The organism is Haloferax marisrubri (genome assembly GCF_001469875.2).
Taxonomy (GTDB): Archaea; Halobacteriota; Halobacteria; order Halobacteriales; family Haloferacaceae; genus Haloferax; species Haloferax marisrubri.
Map to the genome: position 1 here is coordinate 429,391 of NZ_LOPW02000018.1, position 14,168 is coordinate 443,558.

Annotated in this window: 13 protein-coding genes and 1 pseudogene; 7 read left to right on the top strand and 7 right to left on the bottom strand. The window is 61.6% G+C overall.

Features of this window, described 5'->3' with window-relative positions:
* Nucleotides 1-182: 182 nt before the first annotated feature.
* A complete protein-coding gene (locus AUR65_RS16945) occupies nucleotides 183-458 on the top strand; it encodes a hypothetical protein (RefSeq protein WP_058568072.1) in 276 nt (91 codons plus the stop codon).
* Nucleotides 459-573: 115 nt separating this feature from the next.
* Here AUR65_RS16945 and AUR65_RS16950 read toward each other — a convergent pair whose 3' ends face one another.
* Nucleotides 574-954 carry a Rid family detoxifying hydrolase gene (locus tag AUR65_RS16950; protein ID WP_058568073.1) on the bottom strand — a complete coding sequence of 127 codons (381 nt, stop codon included), beginning with the start codon at nucleotides 952-954 and terminating at the stop codon, nucleotides 574-576.
* A 396-nt stretch (nucleotides 955-1,350) separates the two neighbouring features.
* On the opposite strand from AUR65_RS16950, the gene AUR65_RS16955 reads away from it, so the two are divergent.
* Together AUR65_RS16955 and AUR65_RS20080 are read left to right on the top strand one after the other, a co-directional pair.
* The gene (locus AUR65_RS16955) at nucleotides 1,351-2,508 is read left to right on the top strand and encodes a glutathione-independent formaldehyde dehydrogenase (protein WP_058568074.1); all 1,158 of its coding nucleotides are present in this window, start codon (nucleotides 1,351-1,353) and stop codon (nucleotides 2,506-2,508) included.
* Nucleotides 2,509-2,582: 74 nt separating this feature from the next.
* Nucleotides 2,583-2,744, top strand: a complete 162-nt coding sequence (locus AUR65_RS20080) for a hypothetical protein (protein ID WP_199180631.1) — start codon at nucleotides 2,583-2,585, stop codon at nucleotides 2,742-2,744.
* Here the strand turns inward: AUR65_RS20080 and AUR65_RS16960 are convergent, their stop codons facing one another.
* Complete coding sequence (locus tag AUR65_RS16960) at nucleotides 2,745-3,878, bottom strand: CobW family GTP-binding protein (protein ID WP_058568075.1); 1,134 nt, start codon at nucleotides 3,876-3,878, stop codon at nucleotides 2,745-2,747.
* A 277-nt stretch (nucleotides 3,879-4,155) separates the two neighbouring features.
* On the opposite strand from AUR65_RS16960, the gene AUR65_RS16965 reads away from it, so the two are divergent.
* Together AUR65_RS16965 and yqeC are read left to right on the top strand one after the other, a co-directional pair.
* A complete protein-coding gene (locus tag AUR65_RS16965; RefSeq protein ID WP_058568076.1) occupies nucleotides 4,156-5,910 on the top strand; it encodes an aldehyde ferredoxin oxidoreductase family protein in 1,755 nt (584 codons plus the stop codon).
* Between the two features lie 51 nt (nucleotides 5,911-5,961).
* Nucleotides 5,962-6,693 (top strand): selenium cofactor biosynthesis protein YqeC, encoded by a 732-nt coding sequence (gene yqeC / locus AUR65_RS16970; RefSeq protein ID WP_058568077.1) that lies wholly within the window; start codon nucleotides 5,962-5,964, stop codon nucleotides 6,691-6,693.
* On the opposite strand, the gene mobA is transcribed toward yqeC, so the two are convergent.
* The 3 genes and pseudogenes from mobA to AUR65_RS20565 all read right to left on the bottom strand — a co-directional run.
* The gene (mobA, locus tag AUR65_RS16975) at nucleotides 6,690-7,301 is read right to left on the bottom strand and encodes a molybdenum cofactor guanylyltransferase (RefSeq protein ID WP_058568078.1); all 612 of its coding nucleotides are present in this window, start codon (nucleotides 7,299-7,301) and stop codon (nucleotides 6,690-6,692) included. The genes yqeC and mobA overlap by 4 nt on opposite strands.
* A 939-nt stretch (nucleotides 7,302-8,240) precedes the next feature.
* Complete coding sequence (locus tag AUR65_RS20560) at nucleotides 8,241-9,149, bottom strand: beta-galactosidase (protein ID WP_394337346.1); 909 nt, start codon at nucleotides 9,147-9,149, stop codon at nucleotides 8,241-8,243.
* Nucleotides 9,144-10,243 (bottom strand): annotated as a pseudogene (locus tag AUR65_RS20565) (beta-galactosidase); the annotation flags it as partial. The pseudogene AUR65_RS20565 and the gene AUR65_RS20560, both read right to left, overlap by 6 nt.
* A 339-nt stretch (nucleotides 10,244-10,582) precedes the next feature.
* Here AUR65_RS20565 and AUR65_RS16985 point away from each other — a divergent pair.
* Both AUR65_RS16985 and kdgK1 read left to right on the top strand, forming a co-directional pair.
* The gene (locus tag AUR65_RS16985) at nucleotides 10,583-11,221 is read left to right on the top strand and encodes a bifunctional 4-hydroxy-2-oxoglutarate aldolase/2-dehydro-3-deoxy-phosphogluconate aldolase (RefSeq protein WP_058568079.1); all 639 of its coding nucleotides are present in this window, start codon (nucleotides 10,583-10,585) and stop codon (nucleotides 11,219-11,221) included.
* The gene (gene kdgK1, locus AUR65_RS16990; protein WP_058568080.1) at nucleotides 11,218-12,174 is read left to right on the top strand and encodes a bifunctional 2-dehydro-3-deoxygluconokinase/2-dehydro-3-deoxygalactonokinase; all 957 of its coding nucleotides are present in this window, start codon (nucleotides 11,218-11,220) and stop codon (nucleotides 12,172-12,174) included. Before AUR65_RS16985 ends, kdgK1 begins: the two co-directional genes overlap by 4 nt.
* A gap of 23 nt (nucleotides 12,175-12,197) precedes the next feature.
* On the opposite strand, the gene AUR65_RS16995 is transcribed toward kdgK1, so the two are convergent.
* A complete protein-coding gene (locus AUR65_RS16995) occupies nucleotides 12,198-12,989 on the bottom strand; it encodes an SDR family NAD(P)-dependent oxidoreductase (protein ID WP_058568081.1) in 792 nt (263 codons plus the stop codon).
* On the bottom strand, nucleotides 12,983-14,137 hold the full coding sequence (gene dgoD, locus AUR65_RS17000) for a galactonate dehydratase (protein ID WP_058568082.1): 1,155 nt from the start codon (nucleotides 14,135-14,137) through the stop codon (nucleotides 12,983-12,985). Before dgoD ends, AUR65_RS16995 begins: the two co-directional genes overlap by 7 nt.
* Between the last annotated feature and the right edge of the window lie 31 nt (nucleotides 14,138-14,168).

Below are 14,168 nucleotides of genomic sequence, written 5' to 3' on the forward strand. Positions count from 1 at the left end.
TAAGGAGACACGGCGGGGTTAAAAAATCATCCCAACCCACTCGCGTCGGAGTGCGACTTCGAGGCGTTCGGGAAGCCGACTGGAAGTCGATTCGAGCGCGAGTGGGCGGGAAACAGGTGACTGCTTCAGACGGGATAGCGAGTGGAGCAAAAAGCTAAGGCGGCGACGCGTCGTCTACCGTGATGATGACGAACCCACGGTTCGACGACGTGCGAGAGAAGGCGGCCGACGCGACTCGCGAAGACGACGTCCAGTCCGTGTACACCGGACTCGTCCACGACGACGGTCGACAGGAGTACTACTTCGCCAACGACACCGAAGAGGCGTCGGAGTTACGCGAGACGGCGGCGGTCCAACTCGGGATGTTGGTTCGCGTCCTCGCGGACCGCTCCGAGAGTGACATCGAGGAAATCACTGAACTCGCGGCCGAGCGAGCCGAGAACATGCGATTGGAGTAGCCGACGATTGTAACACCGGCTGCTCGGAAGTGCATTCTCTCGGGACGTGTCGGCTCGAAAAATGCCGGGCGCGTCGGAATCGTCGAGCGCCCTTCAGAGGTCAGCGGCGGTTCGCTTATTCGGTCACCGCAACCGCTTCGATTTCTATCGCGGCTCCTTTCGGCACGTTGCCGACTTCGACCGCGCTCCGCGCCGGCGGCTCGTCGTCGAAGAACCCGCTGTACACCTCGTTGAACTCCTCGAAGTCGTCGATGTCGTCGAGGAAGACGGTCGTTTTGAGCACGTCGTCTAAGGACGCGTCCTCGGCGGCGAGAATCGCCGCCACGTTTTCGAGACACTGCTCCGTCTGGTCGCCGACCGAGGCGTCGTCGAGTAGCTCGCCGTCGGGCGTGAGCGGGAGTTGTCCCGCGGTGAGGAGTAGCTCGCCGTTCGTCGTCGCTTGACTGTACGCGCCAACAGCCGCCGGGGCGTCCGAAGTGCTAATCGTGCGCTTCATGGCCGGTCGTTCCGGACGGCCCGTATTAAATCCAGTTCGGGGACGGACGCCGCACACGTCGTGTAAGAAACCGGAGTGCTTGTGGGATGTCTCGGCGCACACGTGAGTTGACGACTACCGTTACAGGTGGTCGAGCGGTGGTGCGTCAACTGTCGGTCTGTCAGGGTGCGCCAAGCGTGGCCGGAACCGTCGACTGCGATGGAACCGGGTCATCGTCGGTGTGTTCGCTAGACAAGTACGGCGTGAGAAAACACAGATAGTAAAATATCTGGTAGTTTGAGAATACACTACACTACTCTACTCAACCGTAATATATCATATTCTATAAAAATAAAGTCTACCCGAGCTATAAATGGTGACTGTTCGCAGAGGTTGAGTGGAGTTCACACAATGTCTATGGACGCAGTCGTCTACAAAGGCGAACGAGACGTCGCAGTCGAAGCGGTCGAAGAGCCCCAGATTCAACACCCGAACGACGTCGTCATCGACATCACGACGACCTGTATCTGCGGGTCCGACCTGCACATGTACGAGGGGCGGACGGCCGCGGAGCCGGGAATCGTATTCGGCCACGAGAATATGGGTATCGTCGAAGAAGTCGGCGAAGCCGTCAGCAGTCTCGAAGTCGGCGACCGCGTCGTCGCGCCGTTCAACGTCGCCTGCGGCTTCTGTGAGAACTGTGAAAACGGCTACACGGGCTTCTGTACGAACGTCAATCCGGGGTTCGCCGGGGGAGCGTACGGCTACGTCGCCATGGGCCCCTATCAGGGAGGGCAGGCCGAGAAGCTCCGCATTCCGTACGCTGACTTCAACGCGCTCAAGCTACCCGACGGGCGGGAGCACGAGGACTCGTTCGCACTGCTCGCGGACATCTTCCCGACGGGGTGGCACGGCACGGAACTCGCCAATCTCGAATCCGGCGATTCCGTCGCCATCTACGGCGCCGGTCCGGTCGGCCTGATGGCCGCCTACAGCGCCAAACTCAAGGGCGCGGCCGAGATTTACGTCGTCGACCGCGTTCCCAGTCGCCTCGCGCTCGCCGAAGAACACTGTGACGCCACGCCCATCAACTTCGAGGAGAGCGACCCCGTCGAACAGATCAAAGAGATTCACGGCGGCGGCGTCGACAAGGGCGTCGACGCGGTCGGCTACCAGGCCATCGACCCGGACAAGGAAGCCGACTCCGCGTACGACCCCGCCCGGGAGAACCCGGCCGTCGTCATCAACAACCTCATTCGGACGGTCCGACCGACCGGCGAACTCGGCATCCCCGGTCTCTACGTGCCCGACGACCCCGGTGCTCCCGACGAGATGGCCGCGCAGGGCCGTCTCGGTATCGACTTCGGTCTCCTCTTCGAGAAAGGTCAGGCCCTCGGCACCGGCCAGTGTAACGTCAAGGAGTACAACCGAAAACTCCGCGACATGATCATCGAGGGACGCGCCGACCCGAGTTGGGTCGTCTCCCACCGCGTCGGCCTCGAAGACGCGCCCGAGATGTACGAGAAGTTCGACAACCGCGAAGAGGGCGTCACGAAGGTCCTGCTGGAACCCTAGGACTAGGAGCAGCGGAGCCTCCTAACCCGGTTCCCACCGATACTCCTTTGCCGGTTTGCCCGGTATCGCGTTCTATGTGCCAGTACTGCAGTTACCGGTATCACGACGGTTGGACGCAGTTGTTGGAGTACGACGAGGTGTATCAGACGGTAATCAGCGGTGAGTCGGAGTCGACCTACGGGTTCCACGAGTCGTGGGACGAACTCCGAGACGAGGTCGACTTCGGTGCGGCCTAATCAGGCGGACTCGCGGGGAAACGGGTCGTCGGGATACGCCGCCCCTCGCTCGTCCGTCGTCGCCAGACACTCGTCGAGCTCTCGGGTTACTGCGTCCTCGTCGAGGTCGCGACCGATGAACACGAGTCGCGTCTCGGGGTCATCGTCTCCCCATCGACCGATGGGGCCGGCCTGCACCGACGGTCCCGCCTGACTCACACCGAGAACCGCCTCGGGACGACTCGCGACCCACGCGAACCCCTTCGCGCGGACGACGTTCCCCCGCCAGTCGTCGAGCCACGCGTCGAGTCGATGCGGATGGAACGGACGGTCTCGACGGTAGACGAAGGACTCGACGCCGTGGGCCGTCGCTGCCGAGACATCCTCGTCGTGGGTATGGTCGTGGTGGTGGTCGGTGTCGTGGTCGTGGTCCGCCTCGGCCCCGTCGCTCGCGAGGGCCTGTTTCCACCCCTGGTGGCGCTTCGCCGCCTCGAAATCGAAGCGCCCCGTATCGAGAACCCGCGTCGGGTCGACTTCGCTGTAGGTCGTCCGGTGGAGGCTCGCACGCGGCTGGAGCTCTCGAATCTCCGCTTCGACGGCGTCCAACGCGTCGTCGGGGACCATATCGCACTTGTTCAGCAACAGCACGTCACAGAACTCGACCTGCTCGACGAGTACCTCCGTCAACGGACGCTCCGGGTCGGGGGCGGCGTCCGGAAGCGACTCCGCCGGGTCGAACGCCTTCCAAAACCCGTAAGCGTCGATGACCGAGACCGTGGTGTCCAACCGGAGTTGTTCCGGCAGTCCGCCCTCGTTCGACTCGCTCGCCAGCGTCCGCGCAATCGGAAGCGGTTCGCTGATGCCCGAGGCCTCGATGAGGAGATAGTCGAACGAACGGTTCTCCGCCAACCGCGTCACTTCGGTCACGAGGTCGTCCTGTAGCCGACAGCAGATACACCCGTTCGAGAGGTCGATGACCCCGTCGTCCGACTCGGACGCGACTAACTCCGCGTCGACGTTCAGTGCACCCATGTCGTTGACGACGACGGCTATCTCCCTGTCACCGGGGTCGTTCAGGAGTCGGTTGACCAACGTCGTTTTACCCGCGCCGAGTGGACCGCTAACGACCGTAATCGGTATTTCCGTTGTAGACATGTCGATGCTGTGTGACGCCTCGGGAGTGCTCGTAATGAAGACTGGGTCGGCCGACCCACACGGGGGCAGAACCCGTCATTCTCCGAACTCCCGCCGTGAAAACACATCGTCTGTTTTGATTGACATATCTGGTTTGCCGTCGGTTCGCATCGTGTGGCTCGTCCTCCGAGCGAACCGATGAGTACGGCTTTGACGGAGGCGTTCGCGACGCCGAATTCGCTCGGCGGTCCGCGAGAACGGCACATCTTTTTGGTCGCCGGTACTGACGAACGACCAGATGGCACCTCCAATCGCTGACCGATTCCTGCGGGTCGACTTGTCCGCCCGCTCGGTCGAGAGCACGCCGATTCCGGACGAGTGGCGACGGCGATACGTCGGCGGCAAAGGGTTGGGTGCCCGCTATCTCTACGACGAACTCGACGCCGGCGTCGACCCGCTCGGCGAGGAGAACGCGATTCTGTTCATGCTCGGCCCGCTTTCGGGCTATCTCCCGGGTGAGTCGAGATACGCCGCCATCACGAAATCCCCGCTGACGGGGTGCTTTCTCGACTCGTACGCGGGAGGCGAGTTCCCCGACTCGCTGGCCGGCGCGCTCGGGTCGCATATGGGCCTGCTCGTGACGGGTGTCGCGTCCGAACCCGTCCACCTCGTCATCGAAGACGGGGACGCGACAATCGAACCCGCCGAGACGTGGGAGGCCGGGACGGTCGAAACGTCGCGGGCGTTCCCGAATGCGTCTGTCGCGTGTATCGGCCCCGCAGGAGAACGACAGGTCGCATACGCCACCATCGCGTCCGACGCCGGAGACCATCACGCGGGCCGGGGAGGAGCGGGAGCGGTGATGGGTTCGAAGCGGCTGAAAGCAATCGTCGCGCGGGGAGACCCTCCGGACGGTTTGGACGACCTGCGAGAGGCCTACGCGGCGAAGTATCGAGAGACCGCCACCGGGCGGTGGCTTCAGGCCAGTGGAACCGTCGAGACGATCGATTTCGCGAACGAAATCGGCGCACTCTCGACGCGAGGCTGGAGCGACGGACAGTTCGAAGCGGCGGACGAGTTAGGTATCGCGACAGTCGAAGACCGGGCCGTCGGTCGCGAACACGCCGACACGGAAACTCCGGGCGGCTATCGCGTGCCTACGGAGGAAGGCGACCACGTCCCGCGCGGCGCGACTGCGATGACGCTCGGAGCCGGACTCGATATCGACGACTTCGACGCCGTCGCAGTGTTGGGACAGACCTGCGACCGACTCGGGATGGACCTCATTAGCGCGGGGAGTGCGGTCGCGTGGACGGTCAAGGCCAACGCCGCCGACGTACTCGACCGCTCGCTCTCGTTCGGTCAGCCCGACAGCGCGCGGGCCCTCTTAGAGGAGATTGCGGAACGCGAATCGGACCTCGGCGACGCGCTCGCGGACGGGGTCGAGGCGGCGGCGACGCGGTTCGGCGGGCGAGCCCTCGTCCCCACGGTGAAGTCGATGGAGCTACCGGCTTACGACCCGCGCGGCGCGCAGAGCATGGCACTCGCGTACGCGACCAGCGACCGGGGAGCGTGCCATCGACGGGCGCGACCCATCGAACGCGAGGCGTTCGACGGTGACTGGGGAGCCGACCGGACCGCGGCGGAGGTCATCCGCGAACAGGACCGGCGGTCGATGCTCTGGAGCCTCATCGCAGATGACTTTTTCGGCGACGCGCTCGACGACCTCGGCCGGGAGTGGCTCGAGTCGGTCGGCCTCGAAACCGTCGGGGGACTCGCCACAATCGGCGAGCGGATTTGGAACGTGACGCGACTGTTCAACGTCCGCGAAGGCATCTCGCGCGAGGACGACTCGCTCCCGGCCGCGCTCCAAGAGCCGATTGAGACGGGGCCCAGAGCCGGTGCGACCGTCGACCGCGACGACTTCGACTCCATGCTCGACGCGTACTATCGCCGCCGCGGCTGGAACGACGACGGCGTGCCGACGACCCAAACTATCGACCGCCTCGGCCTTACTGAACTCACCGATGACTTCGACACCCTCGATGCTTGAACACCGCACGAACGGCTGGACGACGAACCGCGCACACCCCAGAGAACGAACATGACGCTCGCTGATGCGCTCTGCGCTCGACGCGGCGTGGTCTGCGTCGTCGGGGCAGGCGGGAAGAAGTCCACGCTGTACGCGCTGGCGCGCCTGCTCGACCGCGCCGTCGTGACGGCGACGGTCCGCATCCCCATCTTCGACCAGCAGGTCGCCGACGTAGTCGTCACCGACACGCCGGTCGAAGCGCTCGAACGGGCGACTGACTGGCCGGTGGGCGTCGTTCCCGAGCGTGACCGCGACGACCGCTACCGCGGGTACGACCCCGACGTGGTCGACGCCATCGAGGACTCAGACGTCGCCGACGTGGTATTGGTGAAGGCCGACGGCGCGCGGATGCGCGAGTTCAAGGCCCCGGGCGACCGCGAACCTCAGCTCCCGGCGACCGCCGACACCGTCCTCCCCATCGCCAGCGTCCACGCCGTCGGTGAACCACTCGCCGACGACACCGTCCACCGCCCGAAACGGGTCGCCGCCCTCACCGACCTCGAACTCGGCGACACGATTCGCCCGTCGGACGTCGCAACCGTGCTCACCAGCGAGCGCGGCGGCCGCGCAGACGTCCCCGACGGTGTGACAGTCGTCCCCGTGCTGAACAAGGTAGACGACGCGGCCCTCGAAGTTGTCGCGCGGGAGATTGCGTCGGACATCCTTGCTCGGTCGGACGTCCCGCACGTCGTACTGACGCAGTTGACGGCGTCCGAACCCGTCGTGTCGGTCGTAGAGCGTTAGCGCAACTGTTCCGCCGCGCGAGCGAGCTCTTCGGGGGTGTTGATGTTCTCGAAGGTGTCGAGACTCGCGTACTCGGACACCTCGTCCTCCCCGAGGACGACGTAGTCGAGCGTGAACAGCGGGTCGATGATTTTGTGGCTCCCCTCGGCCAGCGCGACCTCGCAAGCGTCGGCCATCGCCGAGGCCCGATACACCGCGTAGGTCGGCTGGAACCAACCGTCACCGACCCGCGGCACGGCGGCATCGTGACCGCCCGCCCGCTCGAACAGTCTCTCGATGAGCGCGGGTTCGAGAAAGGGCATATCGCAGGCGGCGACGAACGCGTACTCCGTCTCTGCGGCCCGCAGACCCGTCATAATTCCCGACATCGGCCCCTCGTCGCAGTCCGTGTCTTCCGCAATCGTTATCGGGTGGTCGTAGCCGTCGAGCGCGGTTCGGAGTTCGGCAGTCTGTTCCGGTCGGCAGTTGACGACGAGACGGTCGACGGCCCCAGTCATCCGGTCGGCGACGCGCCGGATGAGTGGCGTTCCAGCGAGAGATGCGACTGCTTTGTCCTCCTCACCGAATCGCGTCGAGTACCCACCGGCGATGATGACACCAGTTCGCATACTGGTAGGTTCACTTTCGTCGTGGAAAGCAGTTGTGCTACGAGTCGTATATCGGTTCTTTCGTCAGTTTCGTGCCGGGGTTGGCTATCGCTGTTCTATATTCTCGGGCTACTGTCACTTGCAGTCCGAAACGTTCGACGCTTTTTGAGCGGTCAGAGACTTCGCTTTCGGGACGCGCGAGTGAATGAGAACACACACATTACACAGCTATCCGTGTTATCCAGATTTTCATTTTATTTAAAATTAACGCAGAATCGGAACGAGCTGGAGGTGATGACTGCTGAATCGTCGAGTGTTACTCGATGCTCGTTGGCCGCTCGGACGACGGTCCCCATTTTGATTACCACTTGGCCGTTACGCTGGGGCTGAAAACCCTCGGACGAAAACAGATAGGTATCGCTCTATACAGTTTATGGGCTCCGCGACTGTCGGGTTACAGTACGAGACGAAAAACGCGTGAAGGGAGGTCGAGGCCACACCGAACCACCGCAGAATCGGTTCGTGAGGGCCAAAGCGATCTATTTCCAGAACTAACGTTCTGCTGGCGACGTACATTTCGACGGAAATTGCAGTACCGGACTGTCGATGTACCAGGAAACAACTCATCGACCAAGTTCGATATCTCATCTGCGAGTTGCTCGTTCGGTCCACAAACCCGGGGGTCGAAGCACCCAAAGCGACCCGCTGTCGACCGATCCGAATCTGAATACATGATTTTCGAGACAATCGGCGATTGTGAAATATATTTGAATGTAATACTAGTGTCGTTGTCTGCGTAGGACAACGAGGGTTAGCAATATATCGACCCGCTGCCGGGATTACTCAATGAATCATATATCGCTATACTAAATTTGTTGGTCGGGATAGCAAATTTCGGAAGGTGACGTGTTGTATGCTCCCCGTTCAACCTCAATAGTACAATCGTGAGCGTTTTCGCCCCTATAGGCCTTCACTCGAGATGCTGATCAAGTGTGGCGCGGTGGATACGACAGCCACATCAAACGCACCAAGTGTCTGCCCACCAGTTACGACATCTCCGGTTGGTACATCCATTTCGAACGTACGGCTAGTGAAGTTCGTCACCCATGTCAGGTCGTCGCGTTCGTTGAATCGAACTCCGTCCGGAAGTCGGGAAGTGTACTCGATTCCGCTGCGGGACAGCAGATCAGCAACGAGTTCGTCAAGCAGTTTTGACCCCGGCCAGACACCACAGTACGCTACTGAGCCGTCGCCACGGTCCCTCCGGGTGACTGCCGGACGTCCAGCTCCCGGACCGAAAGTGTGCGTCGCTACGATGGTCGTCTGTGGATCGGGGTCGAGCCACTCCGCCCAGGTTGTGGCAGCGTACTCATCGCCATCAACTTCCACGGCGAGTGGGACATCTTCCGGGTAACTCTCGTGTTGGTCGACGACGAGACCGGTGAGGTCCGCGAGTGGCCCCGGTGCAAGCGTCTCGTGTAGCTGATTGGCCGGTGTCTTCACGCCAGATCGTGCACCGACGAGTAACTGACCACCCTGCTCGACGAATTGAGTAAGGTGGTCCGCAAGTTCGGTATCGACGAGGTGAAGCCCAGGTGCGACGACGGCGTCGTAGTCGTCTAGTGGGGCGTCCGGGTGAACGACGTCAACCTGCACGCCACGCGCTCTGAGTGCACGGTAGTAACATCGGAGATGCTCCCAATAGTCGAATTCAGGAGCATGAGGCTGTACACCGATAGCCCACCAGTTGTCGTAGTCATGGAGAAGCGCAACGGAAGCGTCAACGTGGTCAACATCAACTGCGGTGAGTTCTTCGGCTGCAGCCTTCGCATCGCTGTAGCCACGGTCCGGCGATCCATCTTGTTTCATGAGCCCAGCGTGGTACTGTTCTTGACCCTCTAGACATCGCCGCCAGCGGAAGTACAGAACTGCGTCGGCCCCATGGCCGACTGCGTGGTGTGCCCAGAGTCGCATCGCACCGTCACCCGGTTGTGGGCAAGAGGGTGGCCAGTTGACGTCACCGGGTTGTTGCTCCATCACCCAAAACGGAGCATCATTCGTCGCCCGGCAGAGGTCGTGGTTCAGGCCAACTTGATCTGGGTCGCCCGCTCGGAATTCATCCATCGACGGGTCGGCGGCGCGGCGGTCCTGAACGAAGCCCGTTGGATACGAGTCCCACGAAACGAGGTCCAAATCGTCACTGACCTTGTGCATGTCGAGCGTCTCGAAATCCCCCATGAAGTTGTGCGTCACGAACCAGTCACCATGCTCGCGGATGATATCTGCATGGATACGGTTGTATTCGACGACGCTATCGGTCGCAAACCGGTAATAATCCAAGAGGCGTGAGGGGTGATGGTCTGTCGGTGTCGGCCGCGGGGGTCGACAACTTCGAAAGAGGCGTACTGTTGGCTCCAGAACGTCGTTCCCCACCGCTCGTTAAGGTCGTCAATATCGTCGTACTTCGCCGCAAGCCATTCGGAGAAGGCGGTCGAACAATCCTCACAGTAACACCGTACCGTCTCATGGCAACCAAATTCGTTGTCGGTCTGCCAGCCGACAACAGCCGGGTGGTCCGCGTAGTGGCTCGCCATCGCTGAGACGATACGCCGTGTCTCCGCTCGGTATTGGGACGAATTGAAACAGTAGTGGCGACGCGAGCCGAAGTACCGAGGCGTCCCGTCGGGGTCGGTCTGCAGAATCTCCGGGTGTTCGTCGACGAGCCACTTCGGCGGCGTTGCCGTGGGCGTACAGAGGACGACGTTCAGACCATGATCAGCTAGTATATCGACCGCCTCGTCAAGCCACGAGAAGTCGAGGTCCCCGGGTGTCGGCTCAATGACGCCCCACGAAAACTCAGCCAGACGGACGTATTCGATGCCGGCCGCCGCCATTTGCCGCGCGTCAGACTCCCACCGTTCGCGTGGCCAGTGTTCTGGAAAGTAGCAAACACCAATTGACATTGTCTATGATAGGAGATATGGTACCGCAATAAAAAAAGCCTCGGTCAGTTCGACCTCACTCGTTGCTGGCTCGGTAAGTGGCGATACGGCCTAGCCAGCCCCCACGGTTGTGTATTTTTCAGCTTATCTCATGCTTCGCTCCCGAATCACAACCTCGGCAAGTGTCGCTGTTCGTGGGCAGCCAACGTATCCATCGGTACTGTCCGAGAGAATCAGAGGATGCAAAGCAAACAGTTGGTCAGCATCAACTAGTTGTACGACTGGGCGTCTCGCTTGAGCCCAAGTGGTGCCACCATCACAAGAAGTTATATTGGTCCACTTGGAGTCTTAGATGTGTCTATGAGTGAAGTCTCGATTCACCAGCGTATCGTCGATCCTGGAATCATCGCGATCGTACGTGGCATCGATTCAGCTGTCGCACCCGACGTCGTTCGTGCTATCGCAGCCGGTGGCGTCAACGCGATCGAGATTACAGCCAACACGCCGGGGGCGGTCGACATGATTCGAGAGGTCTCCAACAGCGTCGACGATGTTGCCATCGGTGCCGGGACGGTTCTCGACCCGGAGACTGCTCGGGCCGTCCAACTCGCCGGTGCTGAGTTCGTCGTCACCCCGACAGTGAACACGGACGTCATTGAGACCTGCAATCGGTACGAAACGCCTATTGCGACGGGTGTGATGACGCCGACGGAGGCACTCACCGCGACTGAGGCCGGGGCGGACTTCTGTAAACTGTTCCCTGCGTCAGCTGTCGGCCCCCAACATATAAGTGCGATAAACGGACCACTCCCGCAAGTCCCGCTGATACCGACGGGTGGCGTCTCGACCGACAACGCAGCAGCGTTCTTCGAAGCCGGCGCGGCTGCCCTTGGCGTCGGTAGTTCTATCGTCGACGGTGAGGCCATCGCCACCGGCGACTTTAGTGCGTTGACCGATGCGGCCAGCGAGTTCGTCGCAATCGCCGAGGAGTACCGATGACACCCGACCTCGTCACCTTCGGCGAGACGATGCTTCGGCTGAGTCCGCCTGCGGGCGAACGGTTGGAAACGGCGACGGAACTCGATTTCCGAACGGCGGGGGCAGAGAGCAACGTTGCCATTGCGGCGGCACGACTCGGCACCGACGCTTGCTGGCTCTCAAAGCTCCCGGACTCAGCGCTCGGCCGCCGCGTGACGAACGAAATCCAAACCCACGGTGTTGACCCCCGAGTTGCGTGGAGTACGTCGTCACGCCAAGGAACATATTACATCGAGCAGGGGGCAGCACCCCGGCCGACGACGGTCATCTACGACCGGACCGACGCAGCCGTCACCACCGCCGAGCCGGACGACCTCAATCGCGAGGCGATTCGTAACGCCCAGGTGTTCTACACGAGCGGTATCACTCCCGCACTCTCGGAGACGCTCGAAGCGACGACGGCCGAACTACTCGCTGACGCACAGTCGGCGGGAACGGCGACCGCGTTCGACCTCAACTACCGGGGAAAGCTCTGGTCGCCGGCTGAAGCGAAGGCAACGTGTGAGTCACTCTTTTCTGACGTTGATATTCTCGTCGCGGCCGAGCGCGACATCCGGCACGTCCTCGACCGCGAAGGCGATGCTCGAGCACTTGCCGACGGATTAGTAGACGACTTCGGTTTCGAGACAGTAATCGTTACCCGTGGTGACGAGGGCGCGCTTGCCCTCAACGACGGGACGGTGTACGACCAACCGGCATTCGAGACAGAGACGGTCGACGCAATCGGCACCGGTGATGCGTTCGTTGGCGCGTACCTCTCACGACACATCGCCGGTGACACGGTCGGTGACGCGCTCTGCTACGCCGCGGCGACTGCCGCACTCAAACGGACTATCGAAGGAGACCTCGCAGTCGTGACGCCAGCAGAAGTCGAACGGGTGGTAGAAAACAGAGGAGGTGGTATCGCGCGGTAGGCCAAGTGGGGGCGCAGCGACCGCTAGTAACGCTCTTTGTATTCGAGGTAGGTGTGATCCTGCATGACTGCAGTCCGACCGCCGTCGACGAGGAGGTTCGTCCCAGTCACAAACGATGCCTCATCGCTGGTCAGAAAGGCTACTGTCGCGGCAACGTCCTCGGGAGCGCCGATGCGACCGACTGGGTGGATTGCCTCGACACGTTCACGGTCGTCTGCGCTCAACTCCTCTTGTGTGCGTTCGACCTCGACCCATCCCGGATTGACGGTGTTGACGGTGATTCCGAGAGGTCCGAGTTCAAGCGCAAGTGCACGCGTCATCCCGTTGATACCCGCTTTGACGGCATTGTAGGGGAACAGCCCAGGCATCGTCAAGAAGGCATGATTCGAGGACATGTTGACGATAGAACCCCCCGCAGGCATATGTTCGGCGGCGTGTTTGGCGCACAGCCAGAACGAACGGAAATCAGTCTCGAGAACGAACTCCCAGTCGTCTATCGTCGCCTCGGCCGCAGTCGTCTCCGTCTGGACGCCGGCGTTGTTGACGAGCACGTCAAGTCGTCCGTAGCGGTCCACAGTCTCATCGACCAGCGCCTCGATGGCCGCGGGGTCGCGCATGTCGGCCTCAACGAACGTCGCTTCGCCACCGACCTCTCGGATAGTATTGACTGTCTCCTGGCCATCGGTGGCTGAACGGCCGTTGACGACGACGGCTGCACCCTCGCGGGCGAGGCGCTTTGCGACGCCTGCACCGATGCCTTTCGTCGACCCCGTTACGATGGCGACCCGGCCCTCGTGTCGTTGTGAGTCTACCATTCGGCGACTCCTCCATCGTCGTGTCGCCAGACCGGATTGTGCCAGTCAACGTCAATTTCGGCGCGTTCACGAACGTAGTCGATATCGATGTCGACGCCGAGGCCTGGACCGTCTGGGAGGTCAACGTAGCCATCATCGTAGTCGAACACTGAGGGGTCTTCGAGGTAGTCAAGTACGTCGTTGCTCTCGTTGTAGTGGATGTCGAGGCTCTGTTCTTGGATAAGCGCGTTTGGTGCGACGGCGTCGACTTGGAGACATGAGGCGAGCGCAAGCGGCCCGAGTGGGCAGTGTGGTGCCATCGCTGCGTCGTACGCCTCAGCCATCGCTGCGATCTTCTTCACTTCGGTGATGCCGCCAGCGTGTGAGAGGTCTGGCTGGATGATATCAACCGACTGGTCTTCGAAGACATGTTTGTAGTCCCACCGGGAATACATTCGTTCGCCGGTTGCGATAGGTGTCGATGTCTGTGCCGCAATATCAGGGAGCGCGTCGTTGTGCTCAGGGAGAACAGGTTCCTCGATGAAAAACGGCTCGTGTGGTTCGAGCGCCTTCGCCAGTCGCTTGGCCATCGGCTTCGTGACTCGCCCGTGGAAGTCGACGCCGATGTCGACCTCGGGACCGACCGCCTCCCGGACGGTTCGGAGACGGTCGACAGCGTCCGCGACAGCGCTCGGGTTGTCCACTCGTCGAATCTCCGGCGTCGCGTTCATCTTGAGCGCCGTGAACCCAGCGTCAACCTTCTCTGCGGCGGCCTCGCCGACGGCGGCGGGGCGGTCGCCACCGACCCATTGGTAGACACGAACGCGGTCCCGAACCGGGCCACCAAGGAGCTCGTAAACTGGTGCATCGAACTGTTTGCCCTTGATGTCCCATAACGCCTGGTCGATACCGGCGATTGCGGACATCAAGATTGGACCACCGCGATAGAAGCCACCGCGGTACATCGTTTGCCAGTGGTCTTCGATTCGGCTCGGATCTTCGCCGAGGAGGTACGTTTCCATGAGTTCCTCAACGGCAGCCCGAACGGAGTGTGACCGACCTTCGACGACTGGTTCTCCCCAGCCGACGATGCCATCGCTCGTCTCGATACGGAGGAATAACCACCGCGGCGGTACCTCGAACAACTCGTAATTAGTGATTCGTGTCATTGTGTGTCTTAGCGTATCAGTATATCTGTGT

Bases quoted from the DNA above. Each gene is read 5' to 3' on its own strand.
- kdgK1 (WP_058568080.1), top strand. From the start codon at position 11,218: ATGACACCCGACCTCGTCACCTTCGGCGAGACGATGCTTCGGCTGAGT.
- AUR65_RS16965 (WP_058568076.1), top strand. From the start codon at position 4,156: ATGGCACCTCCAATCGCTGACCGATTCCTGCGGGTCGACTTGTCCGCC.
- dgoD (WP_058568082.1), bottom strand. From the start codon at position 14,137: ATGACACGAATCACTAATTACGAGTTGTTCGAGGTACCGCCGCGGTGG.
- AUR65_RS20080 (WP_199180631.1), top strand. From the start codon at position 2,583: ATGTGCCAGTACTGCAGTTACCGGTATCACGACGGTTGGACGCAGTTG.
- yqeC (WP_058568077.1), top strand. From the start codon at position 5,962: ATGACGCTCGCTGATGCGCTCTGCGCTCGACGCGGCGTGGTCTGCGTC.
- mobA (WP_058568078.1), bottom strand. From the start codon at position 7,301: ATGCGAACTGGTGTCATCATCGCCGGTGGGTACTCGACGCGATTCGGT.
- AUR65_RS16985 (WP_058568079.1), top strand. From the start codon at position 10,583: ATGAGTGAAGTCTCGATTCACCAGCGTATCGTCGATCCTGGAATCATC.
- AUR65_RS16950 (WP_058568073.1), bottom strand. From the start codon at position 954: ATGAAGCGCACGATTAGCACTTCGGACGCCCCGGCGGCTGTTGGCGCG.
- AUR65_RS16960 (WP_058568075.1), bottom strand. From the start codon at position 3,878: ATGTCTACAACGGAAATACCGATTACGGTCGTTAGCGGTCCACTCGGC.
- AUR65_RS16955 (WP_058568074.1), top strand. From the start codon at position 1,351: ATGGACGCAGTCGTCTACAAAGGCGAACGAGACGTCGCAGTCGAAGCG.
- AUR65_RS20560 (WP_394337346.1), bottom strand. From the start codon at position 9,149: ATGAAACAAGATGGATCGCCGGACCGTGGCTACAGCGATGCGAAGGCT.
- AUR65_RS16945 (WP_058568072.1), top strand. From the start codon at position 183: ATGATGACGAACCCACGGTTCGACGACGTGCGAGAGAAGGCGGCCGAC.
- AUR65_RS16995 (WP_058568081.1), bottom strand. From the start codon at position 12,989: ATGGTAGACTCACAACGACACGAGGGCCGGGTCGCCATCGTAACGGGG.